The 20,780-nt window shown below is 61.4% G+C and carries 22 protein-coding genes; all 22 read right to left on the minus strand.

Annotated features, from left to right (window positions below; genetic code table 11):
* Positions 1–137: 137 nt before the first annotated feature.
* The gene (rpsN, locus tag E6P07_RS07215; protein WP_153974983.1) at positions 138–443 is read right to left on the minus strand and encodes a 30S ribosomal protein S14; all 306 of its coding nucleotides are present in this window, start codon (positions 441–443) and stop codon (positions 138–140) included.
* A gap of 9 nt (positions 444–452) precedes the next feature.
* On the minus strand, positions 453–992 hold the full coding sequence (gene rplE / locus E6P07_RS07220; protein ID WP_153974984.1) for a 50S ribosomal protein L5: 540 nt from the start codon (positions 990–992) through the stop codon (positions 453–455).
* A 14-nt stretch (positions 993–1,006) separates the two neighbouring features.
* Positions 1,007–1,324, minus strand: a complete 318-nt coding sequence (gene rplX, locus E6P07_RS07225; RefSeq protein ID WP_153974985.1) for a 50S ribosomal protein L24 — start codon at positions 1,322–1,324, stop codon at positions 1,007–1,009.
* A gap of 13 nt (positions 1,325–1,337) precedes the next feature.
* Complete coding sequence (gene rplN / locus E6P07_RS07230) at positions 1,338–1,706, minus strand: 50S ribosomal protein L14 (RefSeq protein WP_153974986.1); 369 nt, start codon at positions 1,704–1,706, stop codon at positions 1,338–1,340.
* A 118-nt stretch (positions 1,707–1,824) separates the two neighbouring features.
* Entirely contained in the window at positions 1,825–2,091 is a 267-nt protein-coding gene (rpsQ, locus tag E6P07_RS07235) for a 30S ribosomal protein S17 (RefSeq protein ID WP_153974987.1), read from the minus strand.
* The gene (rpmC, locus tag E6P07_RS07240) at positions 2,088–2,288 is read right to left on the minus strand and encodes a 50S ribosomal protein L29 (RefSeq protein ID WP_153974988.1); all 201 of its coding nucleotides are present in this window, start codon (positions 2,286–2,288) and stop codon (positions 2,088–2,090) included. The genes rpsQ and rpmC overlap by 4 nt, the downstream gene beginning before the upstream one ends.
* The gene (rplP, locus tag E6P07_RS07245) at positions 2,288–2,701 is read right to left on the minus strand and encodes a 50S ribosomal protein L16 (protein WP_153974989.1); all 414 of its coding nucleotides are present in this window, start codon (positions 2,699–2,701) and stop codon (positions 2,288–2,290) included. The genes rpmC and rplP overlap by 1 nt, the downstream gene beginning before the upstream one ends.
* A 3-nt stretch (positions 2,702–2,704) precedes the next feature.
* A complete protein-coding gene (gene rpsC, locus E6P07_RS07250) occupies positions 2,705–3,382 on the minus strand; it encodes a 30S ribosomal protein S3 (protein ID WP_153974990.1) in 678 nt (225 codons plus the stop codon).
* Positions 3,383–3,399: 17 nt separating this feature from the next.
* Entirely contained in the window at positions 3,400–3,732 is a 333-nt protein-coding gene (rplV, locus tag E6P07_RS07255) for a 50S ribosomal protein L22 (RefSeq protein WP_153974991.1), read from the minus strand.
* A 12-nt stretch (positions 3,733–3,744) separates the two neighbouring features.
* The gene (rpsS, locus tag E6P07_RS07260) at positions 3,745–4,023 is read right to left on the minus strand and encodes a 30S ribosomal protein S19 (protein WP_153974992.1); all 279 of its coding nucleotides are present in this window, start codon (positions 4,021–4,023) and stop codon (positions 3,745–3,747) included.
* Between the two features lie 20 nt (positions 4,024–4,043).
* A complete protein-coding gene (gene rplB / locus E6P07_RS07265) occupies positions 4,044–4,874 on the minus strand; it encodes a 50S ribosomal protein L2 (RefSeq protein ID WP_153974993.1) in 831 nt (276 codons plus the stop codon).
* A gap of 32 nt (positions 4,875–4,906) precedes the next feature.
* Complete coding sequence (gene rplW / locus E6P07_RS07270; protein WP_153974994.1) at positions 4,907–5,203, minus strand: 50S ribosomal protein L23; 297 nt, start codon at positions 5,201–5,203, stop codon at positions 4,907–4,909.
* On the minus strand, positions 5,200–5,811 hold the full coding sequence (gene rplD / locus E6P07_RS07275) for a 50S ribosomal protein L4 (RefSeq protein WP_153974995.1): 612 nt from the start codon (positions 5,809–5,811) through the stop codon (positions 5,200–5,202). The genes rplW and rplD overlap by 4 nt, the downstream gene beginning before the upstream one ends.
* 6 nt (positions 5,812–5,817) lie before the next feature.
* A complete protein-coding gene (gene rplC / locus E6P07_RS07280) occupies positions 5,818–6,468 on the minus strand; it encodes a 50S ribosomal protein L3 (protein WP_153974996.1) in 651 nt (216 codons plus the stop codon).
* A 10-nt stretch (positions 6,469–6,478) separates the two neighbouring features.
* Positions 6,479–6,790, minus strand: coding sequence for a 30S ribosomal protein S10 (gene rpsJ, locus E6P07_RS07285; RefSeq protein ID WP_153974997.1), 312 nt, complete (start codon positions 6,788–6,790; stop codon positions 6,479–6,481).
* A 4-nt stretch (positions 6,791–6,794) separates the two neighbouring features.
* On the minus strand, positions 6,795–7,985 hold the full coding sequence (gene tuf, locus E6P07_RS07290) for an elongation factor Tu (protein ID WP_153974998.1): 1,191 nt from the start codon (positions 7,983–7,985) through the stop codon (positions 6,795–6,797).
* 25 nt (positions 7,986–8,010) lie between these two features.
* A complete protein-coding gene (gene fusA / locus E6P07_RS07295) occupies positions 8,011–10,107 on the minus strand; it encodes an elongation factor G (protein ID WP_153974999.1) in 2,097 nt (698 codons plus the stop codon).
* Positions 10,108–10,166: 59 nt separating this feature from the next.
* A complete protein-coding gene (gene rpsG, locus E6P07_RS07300) occupies positions 10,167–10,637 on the minus strand; it encodes a 30S ribosomal protein S7 (RefSeq protein WP_153975000.1) in 471 nt (156 codons plus the stop codon).
* A 54-nt stretch (positions 10,638–10,691) separates the two neighbouring features.
* Positions 10,692–11,066 (minus strand): 30S ribosomal protein S12, encoded by a 375-nt coding sequence (rpsL, locus tag E6P07_RS07305; protein WP_153975001.1) that lies wholly within the window; start codon positions 11,064–11,066, stop codon positions 10,692–10,694.
* A gap of 265 nt (positions 11,067–11,331) precedes the next feature.
* The gene (rpoC, locus tag E6P07_RS07310) at positions 11,332–15,873 is read right to left on the minus strand and encodes a DNA-directed RNA polymerase subunit beta' (protein ID WP_153975002.1); all 4,542 of its coding nucleotides are present in this window, start codon (positions 15,871–15,873) and stop codon (positions 11,332–11,334) included.
* Between the two features lie 109 nt (positions 15,874–15,982).
* A complete protein-coding gene (gene rpoB / locus E6P07_RS07315) occupies positions 15,983–20,167 on the minus strand; it encodes a DNA-directed RNA polymerase subunit beta (RefSeq protein ID WP_153975003.1) in 4,185 nt (1,394 codons plus the stop codon).
* 207 nt (positions 20,168–20,374) lie between these two features.
* Positions 20,375–20,755, minus strand: coding sequence for a 50S ribosomal protein L7/L12 (gene rplL / locus E6P07_RS07320; RefSeq protein ID WP_153975004.1), 381 nt, complete (start codon positions 20,753–20,755; stop codon positions 20,375–20,377).
* Positions 20,756–20,780: the final 25 nt, after the last annotated feature.

The raw sequence follows: 20,780 nt of genomic DNA on the forward strand, positions 1-20,780 counted from the left end.
CTTCTCCGTGGGTCAGGCCGTCATTGCGACGCGATACCCGGTAGGTTCGAAATTAGCTTTGAGCGCCCAAGCCTCCAGCCATCGGCTTTCAGCACGCTTAAAAGCTGGCGGCTGATGGCTAGCGGCCGTCGGCTCTCTTACCAGCTCGCCTTAACGACGCCGGGGACATCCCCGCGCATCACGGCCTCGCGCAACTTGTTGCGCGAGAGCCCAAACTTGCGATAGACCGCATGCGGACGACCCGTGACGCGACAACGACGCTGCTGGCGCACCGGGCTGGCGTCGCGCGGCAGCTTTTGCAGCTTCAGTACCGCCTCGTCGATCTGCTCAGGGCTCGCGTTGCGATCATTGATCACAGCCTTGAGGGCCGCGCGCTTGACACTGAAGCGAGCAGCCATCTTGGCACGCTTACGATCACGCGCAATCATACTCTTCTTCGCCATGCGATTACCTTAGGTCCGGAAGGGGAAGTTGAAGGCTTCGAGCAGGGCACGACCCTCCTCGTCCGTCCGCGCCGTGGTCGTGATGGTGATGTCGAGTCCGCGTAGCGCGTCGATCTTGTCGTAGTCAATTTCAGGAAAAATAATCTGCTCACGCACGCCCATCGAGTAGTTGCCGCGACCGTCGAAGGACTTGGGGCTCAGGCCACGAAAGTCGCGGATACGCGGGATCGCGATGCTGATCAGGCGATCGAGAAACTCATACATGCGTGCGCGACGCAGGGTGACCTTGCAGCCGATCGGCCAACCCTCGCGGATCTTGAACCCGGCCACCGACTTGCGGGCGTAGGTCACGATCGGCTGTTGACCAGCGATGGCGCGCAGGTCAGCGACGGCATAGTCCATGATCTTCTTGTCGGCCACGGCCTCGCCCACACCCATGTTGAGCGTGATCTTCTCGATCTTGGGCACCTGCATCACACTCTTGTAGCCGAAGCGCGCCTTGAGCTGAGGCACGATGCGCTCTTTATATTCAATCTGCAATCTGGACATCTCGCCTCACTCGCTCAGACATCGACGACTTCGCCATTGGACTTGAACACCCGCACCTTACGCCCGTCTGCCAGAATCTTGAAACCGACGCGATCGGCGCGACCCTTGATCGGGTTGTAGAGCCCGACATTGGAGACATGGATCGGCATCGCCTTGTCGATGATTCCGCCCGGCACGCCGGCCTGCGGATTGCCTTTCTGGTGCTTGCGGGCAATGTTGATGTTCTCGACCACGATGTAGTGTTCGTCCAACACCTTGAGCACAGTACCGCGCTTGCCCTTGTCCTTGCCGGCGATGACCATGACGTCATCGCCCTTTTTGATCTTTCGCATGAATCTCGTCTCCTCAAAGCACTTCCGGCGCCAGCGAGATGATCTTCATGAAACGCTCGCCGCGCAGCTCGCGCGTAACAGGCCCAAAGATACGGGTACCGATGGGTTGAAGCTGGTTGTTCAAGAGCACAGCAGCGTTGTCGTCGAAACGGATCAGCGAGCCGTCAGGGCGACGCACGCCGTGACGGGTACGGACCACGACCGCATTGTAAACATCGCCCTTCTTGACCTTACCGCGTGGGATGGCGTCCTTGACGGTAACCTTGATGACATCGCCGATGCCCGCGTAGCGACGCTGCGATCCGCCGAGCACCTTGATGCACATCACGCTCTTGGCGCCGCTGTTGTCGGCGACGCTGAGATTGGTCTGCATCTGAATCATTGTCTTTTACCTAAAAAGCTCGTTGCTGATCCGGAATGGATCGATGGCTCCGCGAAATGACCACGTCGGCCGCGCCGTAAGCGCCGGGCCGGAAGCACGCGAGACCGGCAAAGACCGCTCAGCGCGCCTTTTCGAGGATCTCGATCAGGCGCCAGGTCTTGGTCTTGGAGAGCGGACGGCACTGCTCGACCCGCACCAGATCACCGACGTTGCAACTGTTGGTCTCATCATGCGCGTGGATCTTGGTCGAGCGGCGCATAAACTTGCCATAGAGTGGGTGCTTGACACGGCGCTCGATCACGACCGTGATGGTCTTGTCCATGGCGTTGCTCGTGACGCGCCCTTCGAGTGTCCGGTTGGTCTTGGTCTTGTTCTCGCCGTTCATGATGTTCTGCCCGCCTTCCGTTCGGCCATGATGGTCTTGATCCGGGCGATGTCCCGGCGCACGGCCTTCATGCGCGAGGGCTTGGACAGCTGGCCTGTGCCCCGCTGCATGCGCAGATTGAATTGCTCGCGCAGCAGCTCCATCAACTGTGCCTGAAGCTCTTGGGTGCTGTTGGTTCGAAGCTCGTTGGCCTTCATCACAGAATCGTCCGCTTTTCAAAGGTGGTCTTCACCGGTAGCTTGGCCGAGGCCAGCTTGAAGGCCTCGCGCGCGACTTCTTCGCTGACACCCTCGATCTCGTAGAGCATGCTACCCGGCTGAATCAGGGCGACCCAGTACTCGACGTTACCCTTACCCTTACCCATACGAACCTCGAGCGGCTTCTTGGAGATCGGCTTGTCCGGGAACACCCGGATCCAGATCTTGCCGCCGCGCTTGACGCTACGGGAGATAGCACGGCGGGCGGCCTCGATCTGGCGCGCGGTGAGACGACCACGCTCAATCGCCTTGAGACCGAACTCGCCGAAGCTCACCCGGTTGCCGCTCTGGGCCAGACCGCGGTTGCGGCCCTTGTGTTGCTTTCTGAATTTGGTGCGTTTCGGTTGCAGCATGACTTAACCCTTCTTTCCGGCCGCCTTCGGCGCCGGTTCCTCGGGCAGCTGGTCGCCGAACACCTCGCCCTTGAAGATCCAGACCTTGACCCCGAGCACACCATAGGTCGTCTTGGCCTCGGCAAAACCGTAGTCGATGTCGGCGCGCAGGGTATGCAGCGGCACACGGCCTTCACGCGCCCACTCGGTGCGCGCGATCTCGGCCCCGTTCAGACGACCGGAGACGCTGACCTTGATCCCCTCTGCCCCCAGACGCATGGTGTTCTGAATCGCGCGCTTCATCGCGCGGCGGAACATGATACGCCGCTCGAGCTGCTGGGCAATGCCCTCGGCCACCAGTTGCGCGTCGAGTTCTGGCTTGCGGATCTCCTCGATGGCGATGTGCACCGGGATGCCCATCATCGCCGAGACCTTGGCGCGCAGCTTATCGATATCCTCGCCCTTCTTGCCGATCACCACGCCTGGCCGGGCCGTGTGGATGGTGATGTGGGCGTTCTTGGCCGGACGATCGATCTGGATGCGGCTCACCGAGGCCTTGGCAAGTTCCTTGCGCAGGAAGTCGCGGACCTGGAGATCTGTGTTGAGCAGATCGGCATAATCTCTGGAATTGGCATACCATTTAGCTGTCCAATCCTTGACGATGCCGAGCCTGATCCCATTTGGATGAACTTTCTGTCCCATATGGTCCCCCGGATCCTCTAGGCTTCGGCCACAGTCAGCGTGATGTGGCTGGTGCGTTTCATGATGCGGTTGGCGCGCCCCTTGGCGCGCGGCATGATCCGCTTCATAGTCGGCCCCTCATTGACCTGGATGGCGGCGACCTTGAGTTCGTCGATGTCGGCGCCCTCGTTGTGCTCGGCGTTGGCAATCGCGGATTCTAGGACCTTCTTGATGATCAAGGCCCCCTTCTTAGGGCTGAAGGACAGCGTATTGAGGGCCTCCTCGACACGCTTGCCGCGAATCAGGTCTGCGACGAGTCGGGCCTTCTGCGCCGAGATCCGGGCATATCTGTGTGTAGCTACGGCTTGCATCGCGATCTCCGACTAGCGTTTCTTCGCCTTCTTGTCGGCGGCGTGACCACGATAGGTACGGGTCAACGCGAACTCACCGAGTTTGTGACCGATCATGTTTTCGTTGACGAGGACCGGCACATGCTGACGTCCGTTGTGGACGGCAATGGTTAGTCCCACCATCTCCGGCAGGATCATGGAGCGGCGCGACCAGGTCTTGATCGGACGCTTGCTATTTTGGGCGACCGCCTCTTCCACCTTCTTGATCAGGTGGTGATCGACGAACGGACCCTTTCGAATCGAACGTGGCACTGGATCAACCTCGACTGATGCTATTTCTGACCGCGACGACGCACGATCATACTGTCGGTCCGCTTGTTATGGCGCGTCTTGTGGCCCTTGGTCGGCACACCCCAGGGCGTGACCGGATGACGGCCACCTGAGGTGCGACCCTCACCGCCACCGTGCGGGTGATCAACCGGATTCATCGCGACCCCACGCACCGTCGGGCGAATTCCGCGCCAGCGGCTCGCACCGGCCTTGCCGAGTTTGCGAAGACTGTGTTCGCTGTTGCCAACCTCGCCGATCACGGCGCGGCAATCGGCATGCACCTTGCGCATCTCACCCGAGCGCAGACGCAGGGTCGCACTGCCAGACTCACGTGCCACTAGCTGGGCCGAGGCGCCAGCCGAGCGGGCGAGCTGGGCACCCTTTCCGGGACGCATCTCAACGCAGTGCACCAGGGTACCGACCGGAATGTTGCGTAGCGGCATACAGTTGCCGACCGCAATCGGTGCACCATCGCCCGAGACAACAGAGTCGCCGGCCTTCAGGCCCTTGGGGGCGATGATGTAGGCACGCTCGCCGTCGGAATATTTCAACAAGGCGATGTGCGCCGAACGGTTCGGATCGTATTCCAGACGCTCCACGGTCGCGGGGATCCCGTCCTTGCGGTTGCGCTTGAAGTCGATGATCCGGTAACGCTGCTTGTGACCGCCGCCCTGATGACGCACGGACACCCGGCCCTGATTGTTGCGTCCGCCGTGCTTGGTCTGCTTGTCGATCAGGGGGGCGTAAGGCGCACCCTTGTGCAGCTCGGGTGTCGTCACCTTGACGACGAAGCGTCGTCCGGCGGACGTCGGTTTGGTCTTTACGATTGGCATCTTGATCTATCCGTTGCTGTCCGCCGCCACGCTCAAGCGGCATTGCCGAAATCGATGTCTTGGCCAGCCTTGATGCGCACATAGGCCTTACGCCAGTCCTGACGCTGACCCGAACGCTGGCCGAAACGCTTCTTCTTGCCCTTGACGTTGAGGATCTGGACGCGATCGACCTGGACCTCAAATAGCATCTCGACCGCCTTGGCGACTTCCTGCTTGGTGGCATCGGCCAGGACGCGAAAGGTCACCTGGTTGTAGTTCTCAGCCAGACGCGAGGCCTTCTCGGAGATCACAGGCGCAACCAACACCTTCATCAGACGCTCTTTGTTCATGCCAGTCGCTCCTCCAGCTTTTTGATCGCTGCCTCGGTGGCGAGAATGGTCTCGAAGGCAATCAGGCTGACCGGATCGACCTCTTGCGCCGACAGCACGTCGACCTTGGGCAGGTTGCGCGCAGCCAGAGACAGCTTGTCGTCGAACCCATCGGTGAGGATGAGCACATCGGTCAGATCATGACTCTTGAGCAACGCAACCAGGGCCTTGGTCTTGGCCTGTTCCAGCTTCAACTCGGGGACGACCACAAGACGCTCGGTGCGCACCAGTTCGGAGAGGATCGAACGCACGGCGCCGCGATACATCTTGCGGTTGACCTTCTGAGCATAATTGCGTGGTTGGGCCGCGAAGGTTACACCGCCCGAGCGCCATAGCGGGCTACGCGAGGTTCCCGCCCGAGCACGTCCGGTTCCCTTCTGGCGCCACGGCTTGGAACCACCACCAGAAACCGCCGCACGGTTCTTTTGGGCCTTGGTGCCGGCGCGTGCGCCCGCCAGATAGGCGGTCACGACCTGGTGGACCAGGCCTGGTTTGTATTCCACGCCAAAGACGGCGTCGGACACCTGCACACTGGACGCACCAGTGTGGTTTCGAATGGCGATCTCCATGAGTGCTCAGCCCTTGTTCTTGTGCTTCACGGACGGCAGCACGACCAGACGCCCCCCCCTTGGTCCGGGCACGCCACCACGGACAAGGAGCAGGTTGCGCTCGGTGTCGACGCGCACGACCTCGAGATTTTGCTGACAACGATTGACGGCACCGAGATGACCCGCCATCCGCTTACCCTTCCAGACGCGACCCGGGCTTTGGTTCTGACCAATGGATCCCGGCGCGCGATGTGACAATGAGTTGCCGTGACTGCGGTCCTGACCGGCGAAGTGATGACGACGAATGACGCCGGCGAAGCCTCGACCCTTGGTCACGCCACGCACATCGACCTTCTGACCCGGCTGGAAGATGGCGACCGTGATCTCCTGTCCGACCTGAATGTCGGTGCCTTCGTTGTCTTCCAGCCTGAACTCACGCAGCACCTCACCTGCCTCGATACCGGCTTTGGCATAGTGACCAGCCATCGGCTTGTTGACGCGCGAGGCGCGGCGGTGACCAAAGGCGACCTGGATGGCGCGATAGCCATCGGTCTCCTCGGATTTGATCTGACTGACACGGTTTGGCGTGACCTCGATCACGGTGACCGGGATGCTCTCCCCATCCTCAGTGAACAGACGGGTCATGCCGGCTTTGCGTCCAATGACTCCGATCGACATGATGGCGTCCTCAGCTCAGCTTGATCTGGACGTCAACACCGGCGGCCAGATCGAGTTTCATCAGGGCATCGACGGTCTTATCGGTCGGATCGACGATGTCCATCAAACGCTTGTGCGTGCGCAGCTCGTACTGATCGCGCGCGTCCTTGTTGACGTGCGGCGAGATCAGGACGGTAAAGCGCTCCTTCTTGGACGGCAGCGGGACCGGACCACGCACCTGAGCGCCGGTGCGCTTGGCGGTATCGACGATCTCACGCGCGGACTGATCGATCAGACGATGATCGAACGCCTTAAGCCGGATTCGGATTCTCTGACTGGTCATGCCCTTACTCGATGATCTTGGAAACCACACCTGCGCCGACGGTGCGACCGCCTTCGCGCACAGCAAAGCGCAGACCCTCTTCCATAGCGATCGGCGCAATCAGCTTGATCGTCATCTTAATGTTGTCACCCGGCATCACCATCTCAACGCCTTCAGGCAACTCGCACGCCCCAGTAACATCCGTGGTGCGAAAATAAAACTGCGGACGATAGCCATTGAAAAAGGGCGTGTGACGCCCTCCCTCCTCCTTGGAGAGCACATAGACCTCCGCCTCAAAATGGGTGTGCGGCGTGATCGACCCCGGCTTGGCCAGCACCTGACCTCGCTCCACCTCTTCGCGCTTGGTCCCGCGTAGCAACACCCCAATGTTGTCACCCGCCTGACCCTGATCCAGCAGCTTGCGGAACATCTCCACCCCAGTGCAGGTGGTCTTGGCCGTGTCGCGCAGACCAACAATCGCCACCTCATCTCCAACCTTGATGACCCCACGCTCCACGCGCCCCGTCACCACCGTCCCTCGCCCCGAGATCGAAAACACATCCTCAATCGGCATCAGGAACGGACCATCAATGGCACGCTCCGGCTCCGGAATATAACTGTCAAGCGCCTCCATCAGCCGGTCAATCGACTGACCTCCAATCTCACTGTCCACACCTTCCAACGCCAGCTTCGCCGACCCCACAATGATCGGCGTCTCGTCCCCCGGAAAGTCATAACTGGACAGCAGCTCGCGCACCTCCATCTCCACCAGCTCCAACAGCTCCGGATCGTCCACCATGTCAGCCTTGTTCAGATACACCACGATGTACGGCACCCCCACCTGACGCGCCAGCAAAATATGCTCCCGCGTCTGCGGCATCGGACCATCCGCCGCCGACACCACCAAAATCGCCCCATCCATCTGCGCCGCACCCGTGATCATGTTCTTCACATAGTCCGCATGACCCGGACAGTCCACATGCGCATAGTGGCGCTTGGCACTCTCATACTCCACATGCGCCGTCGCAATGGTGATGCCGCGCTCACGCTCCTCCGGCGCATTGTCAATCTGATCATAGGCCTTCGCCTCGCCTCCGTACTTCTTCGCCTGATGCGTGGTGATCGCCGCCGTCAGCGTGGTCTTGCCGTGGTCAACATGGCCAATCGTGCCTACATTGACGTGCGGCTTACTACGTTGAAATTTTTCTTTGGACATCCCGCTCTACCCTTCGGATGAATCGTTACTTCTTCTTGGAGACCGCCTCGGCAATGCTGGCGGGAACCTCACTGTATCTACAGAATTCCATGCTGTAGGTCGCGCGACCCTGGGTCGCCGAGCGCAGGTCGGTGGCGTAACCGAACATCTCCGACAGCGGAACCTCGGCCCGGATGATCTTGCCCGCTGGAGAATCATCCATGCCCTGGATCATGCCGCGCCTGCTGTTGATGTCGCCCATGACGTCGCCCATGTTCTCCTCGGGCGTGACCACCTCGACCCTCATGATCGGCTCCAGCAGCACCGGCTTGGCCTTGGCCGCAGCCTCCTTGAGGGCCATGGAGCCGGCGATCTTGAACGCCATTTCGCTCGAGTCGACCTCATGATAGGAGCCGTCATAGAGGGTGACCCGGATATCGACCATGGGGAAGCCGGCCAGGACACCGTTCTTCATGGCCTCCTGGATCCCCTTGTCGACCGCCGGGATGTATTCCTTCGGCACGGCACCGCCGACGATGGCATTGACGAACTCATAGCCTTTGCCGGACTCCAGCGGCTCGACCCGGATCATGACGTGACCGTACTGACCACGACCACCAGACTGACGGGCGAACTTGGTGTCCTGCTCGACGGTGGCGCGGATCGTCTCGCGATAGCTGACCTGGGGCGCGCCGACATTGGCCTCGACCTTGAACTCGCGACGCATGCGGTCGACGATGATCTCCAGATGCAGCTCGCCCATGCCGGAGATGATGGTCTGACCGGATTCTTCATCGGTATGGACGCGGAACGACGGGTCTTCTTGCGCCAGTTTCTGCAGCGCGATCCCCATCTTTTCCTGGTCGCCCTTGGTCTTGGGCTCGACCGCGACCGAGATGACCGGCTCGGGGAACTCCATGCGTTCCAGGATGATGATATTGTTGGGATCACACAGGGTATCACCCGTAGTAACATCCTTCAGACCAACCGCCGCCGCGATGTCGCCGGCACGAACCTCCCTGATCTCCTCGCGCTGGTTGGCGTGCATCTGCAGAATGCGGCCAACGCGCTCCTTTTTGCCCTTGACCGGGTTGTAGACGGTATCACCCGAATTGAGCACACCCGAATAGACCCGAAAGAAGGTTAGGGTGCCGACGAAGGGATCGGTCGCGATCTTGAACGCCAGCGCCGAGAAGGATTCGTCATCGGACGGCTTGCGCTCAGCCTCGGTCCCATCCTTGTCATCGAGGATACCCTTGATCGCAGGGATATCGACCGGGGACGGCAGATAGTCGATCACGGCGTCCAGCATGGCCTGCACGCCCTTATTCTTGAAGGCCGAGCCACACAACATGGGCACGATCTCGTTCTTCAGCGTCCGCGCGCGCAGACCGACCCGAATCTCGTCCTCGGTCAAAGACTCGCCTTCGAGATATTTCTCCATCAGCTCTTCGCTGGACTCGGCGGCGGCCTCGACCAGCTTCTCGCGCCACTCCTCGCAGGCCGCGACCATGTCGGGCGGGACCTCGGCATATTCGAACTTGGTACCCTTGGACTCCTCGTCCCACAGGATGGCCTTCATCTTGATGAGATCGACGACGCCTTTGAAGCCCTCTTCGGCGCCGATCGGCAATTGGATCGGGACAGGGTTGGCGCTTAGACGCTCCTTGACCTGGGAGACGACGCGCAGGAAGTTGGCACCCATGCGGTCCATCTTATTGACGAACGCGAGGCGCGGCACACCGTACTTGTTGGCCTGACGCCAGACGGTCTCGGATTGAGGCTCAACACCGCCGACCGCACAGAAGACCGCGCAGGCACCGTCAAGGACGCGCAACGAGCGCTCGACCTCGATGGTGAAGTCGACGTGTCCGGGGGTGTCGATGATATTGATGCGATACTCGGGACGGGACCTATCCATCCCTTTCCAGAAGCAGGTGGTCGCGGCGGAGGTGATGGTGATGCCACGCTCCTGCTCTTGTTCCATCCAGTCCATGGTGGCGGCACCGTCGTGCACCTCGCCGATCTTGTGCGAGACACCCGTGTAAAACAGGATGCGCTCCGTGGTAGTGGTCTTTCCGGCATCGATGTGCGCCATGATGCCAAGATTGCGATACCGCTCGATGGGTGTACTACGTGCCACGACTGAATCCGCCCTGATGATCCTAAAGAACTCAAAAAAACGAACGCAAGACCGCAGGATTACCAGCGGTAATGTGAGAAGGCCTTGTTGGCCTCAGCCATGCGGTGAGTGTCTTCCTTCTTCTTCACAGCCGCGCCACGCGACTCAGCCGCATCCATCAGCTCAGCCGCCAGGCGCTGAGCCATGGATTTTTCGGACCGCTTGCGCGCTGAGTCGATCAGCCAGCGCATGGCCAGCGAGTTGCGACGGGTCGGACGCACCTCGACCGGAACCTGATAGGTGGCACCACCAACACGACGCGACTTGACCTCGACTACCGGACGCACGTTTTCCATCGCCTGCTCGAGCAGATCGACCGGATTTCCACCCTTTTTTTCGGCGATCTGATCCAGGGCGGCGTAGATGATGCGTTCAGCGACGGACTTTTTACCGTCCTCCATCATCATGTTGATGAACTTGGTCAACAACTCGCTTCCATGTTTGGGATCTGGAAGGACTTGACGACGAGCGACAACACGTCTTCTTGGCATGGTCTCTAAAGGCTCCGACGTATTCGTTGTAGTCTGGGTCGCATCAGCGCGCGATCACTTCTTCGGACGCTTGGCACCGTACTTGGAGCGACCCTGACGACGCTTCTCGACACCCGAGGTATCCAAGGTTCCGCGCACGGTATGGTAGCGCACGCCCGGCAAATCCTTGACACGACCGCCGCGGATCAGAACCACCGAGTGCTCCTGAAGATTGTGACCCTCGCCACCGATATAGGATGCGACCTCATAACCGTTGGTCAGACGCACGCGAGCCACCTTGCGCAGCGCCGAGTTCGGCTTTTTAGGGGTGGTGGTATAGACGCGCGTGCAGACCCCGCGACGCTGCGGACAGGCCTCGAGGGCGGGCACATTGGTTTTTGCCACCTTCCGCTTGCGAGGCTTGCGGACGAGTTGGTTGATCGTTGCCATGCGATTGAGTCTCCAGGGCGCCCTCGCGCCATGATTCTTCATTTTGGAGCCAAACGAGACCCGCGCGGATTTGACTTGATGCCATCGCGCATCAGAGGCAATCGTCTGCTCAGCGCTCGGACACACAAAGGGCCCGAGCCGGGGAATTCGGATAAAAAATGAAGCTAGCCGATAGAACATCGGCTAGCCGAGACGTGGAAGTATAGGGATACCGCCTGGGTCGTGTCAATCGTCTGATCGATCCAGGCGCCTTTATCCCAATGAGTCAGTGACCTTCGGAGGCGCCCGTTGCCTCCGGGGTATTGAGCGCCTTCTTGAGCGCCCGTTCTAGATCCTCGGGCGCCATCTCGACCTTGCCAGAGTCTTGCATACGCTTTCTGCGCCGCTCCTGATGGTACGACAATCCCGTACCGGCCGGGATGAGCCGACCAACGATGACGTTCTCCTTAAGCCCCGTCAGTCGATCGACCGAACCACGCACCGCCGCTTCAGTGAGCACGCGCGTGGTCTCCTGGAAGGAGGCCGCCGAGATAAAGGATTCGGTGGCCAGCGAGGCCTTGGTGATGCCAAGCAGCAGTGGCTCATAGAGGGCCGGCTGCTTGCCCTCGGCCATGACGCGCCTGTTCTCCTCGATCAGCACCGTACGATCGACCTGCTCGCCACGCAACAAGCGGGTGTCCCCCGGGGCCGTGACCTCGACCTTGCGCAGCATCTGGCGGACGATAACCTCGATGTGCTTGTCGTTGATCTTCACGCCCTGCAGGCGATAGACGTCCTGAATCTCCTTGACCAGATACTCAGCCAGTGCCGTGACACCCTTCAGACGCAGGATATCGTGCGGAGACAGCTCACCGTCGGCGATCATCTCGCCGCGCTCCACGCGCTCGCCCTCGAAGACGTTGACGTGACGCCACTTCGGGATCAGCTCCTCGATCGTCTCGCCGTCGTCGGTGGTGATGATCAGACGTTGCTTGCCCTTGGTGTCCTTGCCAAAGCTGATGGTGCCGCTGGCCTCGGCGAGCAACGCTGGCTCCTTGGGCTTGCGCGCCTCGAACAGGTCCGCGACGCGCGGCAGACCGCCGGTGATGTCGCGGGTCTTGGAGGACTCTTGCGGGATACGCGCCAGGATGTCGCCCACCTCCACCTGAGCGCCATCGGCCACGCTGACGATGGCGCCCGCGGTCAGGTAATAGCGCGCTGGGATGTCGGTGCCGGCCAAGTTCAGTTCGTTGCCGTCTTCATCGAGCAGCTTGACCATCGGTCGCAGATCCTTGCCCGCTGCCGCGCGCTGCTTGGGATCGATGACCACCCGCGAGGTCAGGCCGGTCACGTCATCGGTCTGGGTCTGCACGGTCACGCCTTCTTCGAAGTCCTCGAATTTCAGTCGACCAGCCACCTCGGTGATGACAGGATGGGTGTGCGGATCCCAGGTCGCGACGATGTCGCCCGGCTTGACCGTGTCGCCGTCATTGACCCGAAGGGTGGCGCCATAGGGGACCTTGTAGCGCTCCTTGTCGCGACCCAACTCGTCGCTGACGATCAGTTCTCCCGAGCGGGAGACGGCCACGAGGTTACCCGAATGATGTTGCACCGTCTTGATGTTGTGTAGGCGCACCGAGCCACTGCTCTTGATCTCGATGCTGCTGACGGCGGCCGCCCGCGAGGCCGCGCCACCGATGTGGAAGGTGCGCATGGTAAGCTGGGTACCCGGCTCGCCAATCGACTGAGCGGCGATGACGCCGACTGCCTCCCCAATGTTGACGCGATGACCGCGCGCCAGATCGCGCCCGTAACACTGGGCGCAGACGCCGAGTCGCGACTCGCAGGTGATGGGCGAACGCACCCGCACCTGGTCGATACCCGCCTCCTCGAGACGTTCGACCCAGGCCTCATCGAGTAGGGTCCCGGCCTTGCACAGCAGTTCGTCACTACCAGGTCGATAGATATCGACCGCCGCCACGCGCCCGAGGATACGCTCGCGCAGCGGCTCGACCACGTCGCCGCCCTCGATGATCGGGGCCATGAGCAGACCTTGCTCGGTACCGCAGTCCTCTTCGAGCACGACCATGTCCTGCGCCACATCGACCAGACGCCGGGTTAGATACCCCGAGTTGGCGGTCTTGAGCGCGGTGTCGGCCAGACCCTTACGCGCGCCATGGGTGGAGATGAAGTATTGGATGACGTTCAGACCCTCGCGGAAGTTCGCCGTGATCGGCGTCTCGATGATAGAGCCGTCCGGCTTGGCCATCAGGCCGCGCATCCCGGCGAGCTGGCGGATCTGGGCCGCCGAGCCACGGGCGCCGGAGTTGGCCATCATGTAGATGGAGTTGAACGAATCCTGCTTGCGCTCCCTGACCAGGCGCATCGGCGCGTCCTTGAGCCCGCTCGCCAGGCGCTCGCGACCCTCGGAGGTCTTGATGCGCTCGGGATCGAGCCTGGCCATGACCTCGGGTCGATAGCGCGCGGTCAGCTCGTCGAAACGGGCATTGAACGCCTCCAGGCTCAGTTCCTCGCGTGCTAGGGCCCGGACCGCCGCCCGCAGCTCAGTGCGCCATTCGGCGAAGATGGCCCGCAGCGCCGCCTCGCCCTCGGGACTAACCGCCGATAGCGCCGCTTGTCGATACTCGTTGACCAGACGCTCGGCCTCATAGCCGGGATTGGTCTTGGCCAGGTCCGTGCCCAACTTGGCCATCATCGCCTTGCCGACCTGATCATTGGTGCGCGACCAGATATCCACGACCTTGTTGTAGCGCTCGCCGTTTGTCACCAGACCCGCCACGTATTGCTCCTGGATCTCTTTGACCTCCGCCTCGGCAGCGGCCAGCAGCGCCCCCTTGTCCATCTTGGGGTCCTGCGCATCGTGCGGCACCTCCATGTCATCGAGCCCGATGGAGATACCAGCACGGGTGGCCATGCGGAAACCCAGGTACATGATCTGGTCGGCAAAGACCACGGTGTCCTTGAGTCCTAGACGGCGATAACAGGTGTTGATCAGCAGCGAGATCTGCTTCTTGCCCAGCGGACGATCCACCAGATCAAAGGGCAGACCCTTGGGCACGATGGCGAACACCAGGGCACGCCCGACGGTCGTCTCTTTGAGGCTGGTGTGCTCGGTCAGGCTGCCGTCCTTGTTCTTGATGACCTCACGGATACGCACGGTGCAGCGTGCATGCAGATCGGCGTGTCCTGTCTCGTAGGCACGGCGGGCCTCGTCGATGTCGGCAAACAGCGCACCCTCGCCCTTGGCGCCGATGCGTTCGCGGGTCATGTAATAAAGACCCAGCACCACGTCCTGCGAGGGGACGATGATCGGCTCGCCGTTGGCGGGCGAGAGGATGTTGTTCGTGGCCATCATCAGGGCGCGTGCCTCCAGCTGCGCCTCCAGCGACAGCGGCACGTGCACGGCCATCTGGTCGCCGTCGAAGTCAGCGTTGAAGGCGGTACAGACCAGCGGATGGAGCTGGATCGCCTTGCCCTCGATCAGCACCGGTTCAAAGGCCTGGATGCCGAGACGATGCAGGGTTGGGGCGCGGTTGAGCAGCACCGGATGCTCACGGATCACCTCCTCCAGGATGTCCCAGACCTCGGGCGTGCCGCGCTCGACCATCTTTTTGGCCGCCTTGATGGTGGCCGCCAGCCCGCGGAACTGAAGCTTGCTGAAGATGAAGGGTTTGAACAGCTCCAGGGCCATGCGCTTGGGCAGACCGCACTGATGCAGCTTGAGCGTCGGGCCCACGACGATGACCGAGCGACCCGAGTAGTCGACCCGCTTGCCGAGCAGGTTCTGACGGAAGCGCCCCTGCTTGCCCTTGATCATGTCGGCGAGCGACTTCAATGGGCGTTTGTTGGTGCCTGTGAGCGCACGCCCGCGCCGCCCGTTGTCGAGTAGGGCATCGACCGCCTCCTGCAGCATGCGCTTCTCGTTGCGCACGATGATATCGGGCGCGATCAGATCGAGCAGACGCTTCAAACGATTGTTGCGGTTGATGACGCGTCGATAGAGGTCATTGAGGTCCGAGGTCGCAAAACGCCCGCCGTCGAGCGGCACCAAGGGACGCAGCTCGGGAGGTAGCACCGGCAGCACGGTGAGGATCATCCACTCAGGACGATTGCCGGAGGCCTGCAGCGACTCCATGAGCTTGAGTCGCTTGGCGAGCTTTTTGAGCTTGGTCTCGGAGTTGGTCGACTCGATCTCCTCGCGCATGCGCCGGATCTCGGTGGGCATATCGATGCTGCGCAGCAGTTCGTAGATGGCCTCGGCGCCCATCCGAGCGTCGAACTCGTCGCCATTGGCCTCGAGCACCTCGAGATACTGCTCGTCGGTGAGCAGCTGACCACGTTCGAGATCCGGGACCATACCCGGGTCTATGACGACGAAGCACTCGAAATAGAGGATGCGCTCGATGTCGCGCAGGGTCATGTCGAGCAGGAGACCGATACGCGAGGGCAGCGACTTGAGGAACCAGATGTGGGCCACAGGACTGGCCAGCTCGATGTGACCCATCCGTTCGCGGCGCACCTTGGCCAGGGTCACCTCGACCCCGCACTTCTCGCACACCACGCCGCGATGCTTCAGACGCTTGTACTTGCCACAGAGACACTCGTAGTCGGTAGTAGGCCCGAAGATCTTGGCGCAAAACAGCCCGTCGCGCTCCGGCTTGAAGGTGCGATAGTTGATGGTCTCGGGCTTCTTGACCTCGCCATAGGACCAGGAGCGGATCATCTCGGGCGAAGCTAGCCCGATCTTGATTGCATCGAATTCGCGTACCTGATCCTGTTGCTTGATGATTTTGATTAGATCTTTCAAGACCTTGATCTCCGTTTTAAGCCCCCAGTGACCAGCTTCTGAAAGCCGATCGCTGCTGAACGCTGGAGGCTGGAAACTGACTGCTGGACGCCAACCGCTCCTCCCGACATCAATCCTGCTGGAGCTCGACGTTAATGGCGAGCGAGCGGATCTCCTTGACCAGCACGTTGAAGGATTCGGGCATGCCGGCCTCCATGCGGTGATCTCCATCCACGATGTTCTTGTACATCTTGGTGCGCCCGTTGACGTCATCGGACTTGACCGTCAGCATCTCTTGGAGTGTGTAGGCCGCACCATAGGCCTCGAGCGCCCAGACCTCCATCTCGCCGAAGCGCTGACCGCCAAACTGGGCCTTACCGCCCAGGGGCTGCTGCGTGACCAGGCTATAGGGACCAGTCGAGCGGGCATGCATCTTGTCGTCGACCAGGTGGTTGAGCTTGATCATGTACATGTAACCCACGGTGACCGGACGCTCGAAGGGATCGCCGGTGCGACCGTCAAACAGAATGGTCTGACCGCTCGGGATGCCCTGTGCGGAGTTGTCGCGGTCGGCGAGCTTGAGCATGGCCTTGATCTCCTCCTCGGTCGCGCCATCGAACACCGGGGTCGCCAGGGGCACACCCTGGGTCAGGTTGCGCGCCAACTCCAGGATCTCCGCGTCCGACAGGCTCGCCAGGTCCTCGTGCTTACCGCTGCTGGCGTTGTAGATCTGCTCCAGGAAGTCGCGTAGCTCGCCGACCGTGGCCTGGCGTTGCAGCATCCGCCCGATCTTCTCGCCCAACCCCTGGGCCGCCCACCCGAGATGGGTCTCTAGCACCTGACCGACGTTCATGCGTGAAGGCACGCCAAGGGGGTTGAGCACGATATCGACCGGCACGCCGTCGGCCGAGAACGGCATGTCCTCGACCGGGACCACCTTGGAGATGACGCCCTTGTTCCCGTGACGTCCGGCCATCTTGTCGCCGGGCTGGATGCGACGCTTCACGGCGACATAGACCTTGACCATCTTGAGCACACCCGGTGGCAGTTCGTCGCCGCTGGCGATCTTGCGCTTTTTGGCCTCATAGCGCTCGCGGAAGTCTTCGCGCTGTTGCTTGACCTGGGCGGCGATGGCCTCGAGCTGGGTGGCAACATCCTCGTCGCGTACCCGGATCTCGAACCAGGCATCGCGCGACCCTTTGGACTGGAGCGCGTCCAGATAGTCTTTGGTGATCTCGGAACCCGGGCGGAGTCCGTCCGGACCACCGTCGGCGACCTTGCCCACCAGGAGCCGCTCGACACGCTGGAAGGTGTCGTTCTCCATGATGCGCTGCTGATCGGCAAAGTCCTTGCGCACCCGTTCCAGTTCCATCTCCTCGATCTCGAGGGCGCGCTTATCCTTCTCGACGCCGTCGCGGGTAAAGACCTGAACATCGACCACGGTGCCATTCATGCCCGAGGGCAGACGCAGCGAGGTGTCCTTCACGTCGGAGGCCTTCTCGCCAAAGATGGCGCGCAAGAGCTTCTCCTCCGGGGTAAGCTGGGTCTCGCCCTTCGGCGTGACCTTGCCGACCAGGATGTCGCCGTCGCGTACCTCGGCGCCGACATAGACGATGCCGGATTCGTCGAGCTTGGAGAGCGCCGACTCGCCGACATTCGGGATGTCGCTCGTGATCTCCTCCGGCCCGAGCTTGGTGTCGCGCGCCAGGCAGGAGAGCTCCTCGATATGGATGGTGGTAAAGCGATCCTCCTGCACCACGCGCTCCGAGATCAGGATCGAGTCCTCGAAGTTGTAGCCGTTCCAGGGCATGAAGGCCACGCGCAGGTTCTGACCCAGGGCCAGCTCGCCCATGTCGGTCGAGGGACCATCAGCCAGGATATCGCCGCGCGCGATCACATCGCCCAGTTTGACCAGCGGACGCTGATTGATACAGGTGTTCTGGTTGGATCGGGTGTACTTGGTCAGGTTGTAGATGTCGACCCCCGGCACATCCGGTGTCTTGGCCGCCTCCTCGTCGTTGACGCGCACCACGATCCGTGCGGCATCGACCGACTCGACGACACCGCCGCGCCGCGCGACCACGCACACGCCTGAGTCACGTGCCACCACGCGCTCCATGCCGGTACCGACCAGGGGCTTCTCGGCACGCAGGGTCGGCACGGCCTGACGCTGCATGTTCGAGCCCATGAGGGCGCGGTTGGCGTCGTCGTGCTCCAGGAAGGGGATCAGCGAGGCCGCCACCGAGACGATCTGACGCGGCGAGACGTCCATGTACTGGACCTCCTCGGGCGTGCGCAGGGTGAACTCGTTGGCATGACGGCAGGAGACCAAGGCATCGGTGAGCCGACCGTCTGCATCCAGGGTGGCATTGGCCTGGGCGATGACGAAGTTGCCCTCCTCGATCGCCGACAGATAGTCGATCTGTTCGGTGACACGACCGTTTTCGACCTTGCGATAAGGGGTCTCCAAAAAGCCGTAGGAGTTGGTGCGGGCATAGACCGCCAACGAGTTGATCAGACCGATGTTGGGCCCCTCAGGGGTCTCGATCGGACAGACCCGGCCATAGTGGGTCGGATGCACGTCGCGCACCTCGAAGCCGGCCCGCTCACGCGCCAGACCACCGGGACCGAGCGCCGAGACCCGCCGCTTGTGCGTCACCTCGGACAGCGGGTTGTTCTGATCCATGAACTGCGAGAGCTGACTGGAGCCGAAGAACTCCTTGATCGCAGCCGACACCGGTTTGGCATTGATGAGCTCCTGCGGCATCAGTCCCTCGGACTCGGCCAGCGACAGACGCTCCTTGACCGCGCGCTCGACCCGCACCAGACCGACGCGGAACTGGTTCTCGGCCATCTCGCCAACACAACGGATGCGGCGATTGCCCAGATGATCGATGTCATCGACCATGCCGCGGCCATTGCGCAGCTCGACCAAGACCTTCATGGCATCGATGATATCCGACTGGTCCTCGCCATACCGTTCGAAGAGCGATTTAGAGAAATCATCGGTCCGGGTCGAGAAATAGCGCCCGTCATAGAGGACGCCTGGACCCTTCTCGTCGGTGCGACCGAGTCGAAGATTGAACTTCATGCGACCAACCGCCGAGAGGTCATAGCGGTCGGGGGTGAAGAACAAATTATGGAAGAGGTTCTGGGCGGCCTCCTTGGTCGGCGGCTCACCGGGACGCATCATGCGATAGATCTCGATCTGGGCATCCAGATCATTGGTTGTGGGATCGAGACGCAGGGTCTCGGAGATATAAGGCCCCTGGTCGAGATCATTGACGAATAGTGTCTCCAAGGTCTCGATGCCCTTCTGAAACAGGGTCTCCAGCAGCTCAGGCGTGATCGGATCATTGGCCGCGGCGAGGACCTCCCCAGTCTCCGGATCGACCTGGGCCCGGGCCAGGATGCGTCCGAGCAGAAAATCCGCCGGGACTTCCAGCCGATCGATATCGGCCTTCTGGAGCGCGCGGATATGCTTGGCAGTCACGCGCCGACCGGCTTCAACCAGAACCTCGTCGCCGATCTTCACATCGAAGCCGATGGTCTCGCCGCGCAGACGTTCGGGCACGAGGTCAAGCGTGACGGTCCGACCATGGAGACGGAAGGTGTCGGTCTCGAAGAAACGCGCCAGGATGTCTTCAACGCCATAGCCGAGCGCGCGCAGCAGCACCGTGGCCGGCAACTTGCGCCGACGATCGATACGCACAAAGACGTTGTCCTTGGGATCGAACTCGAAGTCGAGCCAGGAGCCGCGATAGGGAATGACGCGTGCCGAGAACAATAGCTTGCCCGAGGAATGGGTCTTGCCCTTGTCGTGGTCAAAGAAGACGCCGGGCGAACGGTGGAGTTGAGAGACGATGACGCGCTCGGTACCATTGATGATAAAGGTGCCAGTCTCGGTCATGAGCGGCAGCTCGCCCATATAGACCTCCTGCTCGCGCACATCCTTGACGACCTTAGAGCCGGTCGGTGCATCCTTATCATAGATCACCAGTCGCAGCAGCACCCGCAACGGGGCGGCGAAGGTTGCGCCGCGTAGATGACACTCGCGTTCGTCGAACACGGGCTCGCCCAAACGATATTTGACATACTCCAGGACGGCGTTGCCCGAGTAGCTCTCGATGGGGAATACGGACTTGAAGGCTGCATGCAACCCAACCTCCCGGCGCTCCTCGGCCGGTACATCGGCTTGCAGGAACTCGCGATAGGAGTCGATCTGCGTTGCCAGCAGGAAGGGGACGTCCAGGATGCTGGGACGCTTGCCGAAGTCTTTGCGGATGCGCTTCTTTTCGGTGAACGAATAGGCCATGATGCCTTCCCTCGAGATGCTTGCGTGAGTCCCTGACGGGGCGTGAACACGAATGCGGATGACTCGAAACTTGCAATCGGAATCAAGATACGCCCGGATTCAGGCGCGCCATCCCATTGGATTTGCCGAATCCAATGGGAAAAGGCCGGCGGCTTACCGCCGCCAGCCTCGCTGACTTGATCGAACGAATAACGACGCAATGCGCCGTTACTTGATCTCGACCGTGGCGCCAGCCTCCTCGAGCGCCTTCTTCGCCGCCTCGGCCTCGGCCTTAGACACCCCTTCCTTCAAGACGGTCGGAACACCTTCGACGGCATCCTTGGCCTCCTTCAGACCCAGGCCGGTGAGGGAGCGTACGGCCTTGATGACGCCGACCTTGTTGGCGCCGAACGAGGTCAGGACGACATTGAACTCGGTCTGCTCTTCGACTGGAGCAGCCTCGGCGGCAGCGGTAGCCGGAGCTGCGGCTACCACGGCAGCCGCCGCGGTCACGCCGAACTTCTGTTCCATCGCGCTGATGAGGTCGACGACCTCGAGTACGGTCATGTTGCCAATCGCCTCGAGAATCTCGTCTTTCGAAACGGCCATGGGTTTCTCCTGAAAAATACGGTTG

The organism is Thermochromatium tepidum ATCC 43061 (genome assembly GCF_009664085.1).
Lineage (GTDB): Bacteria > Pseudomonadota > Gammaproteobacteria > Chromatiales > Chromatiaceae > Thermochromatium > Thermochromatium tepidum.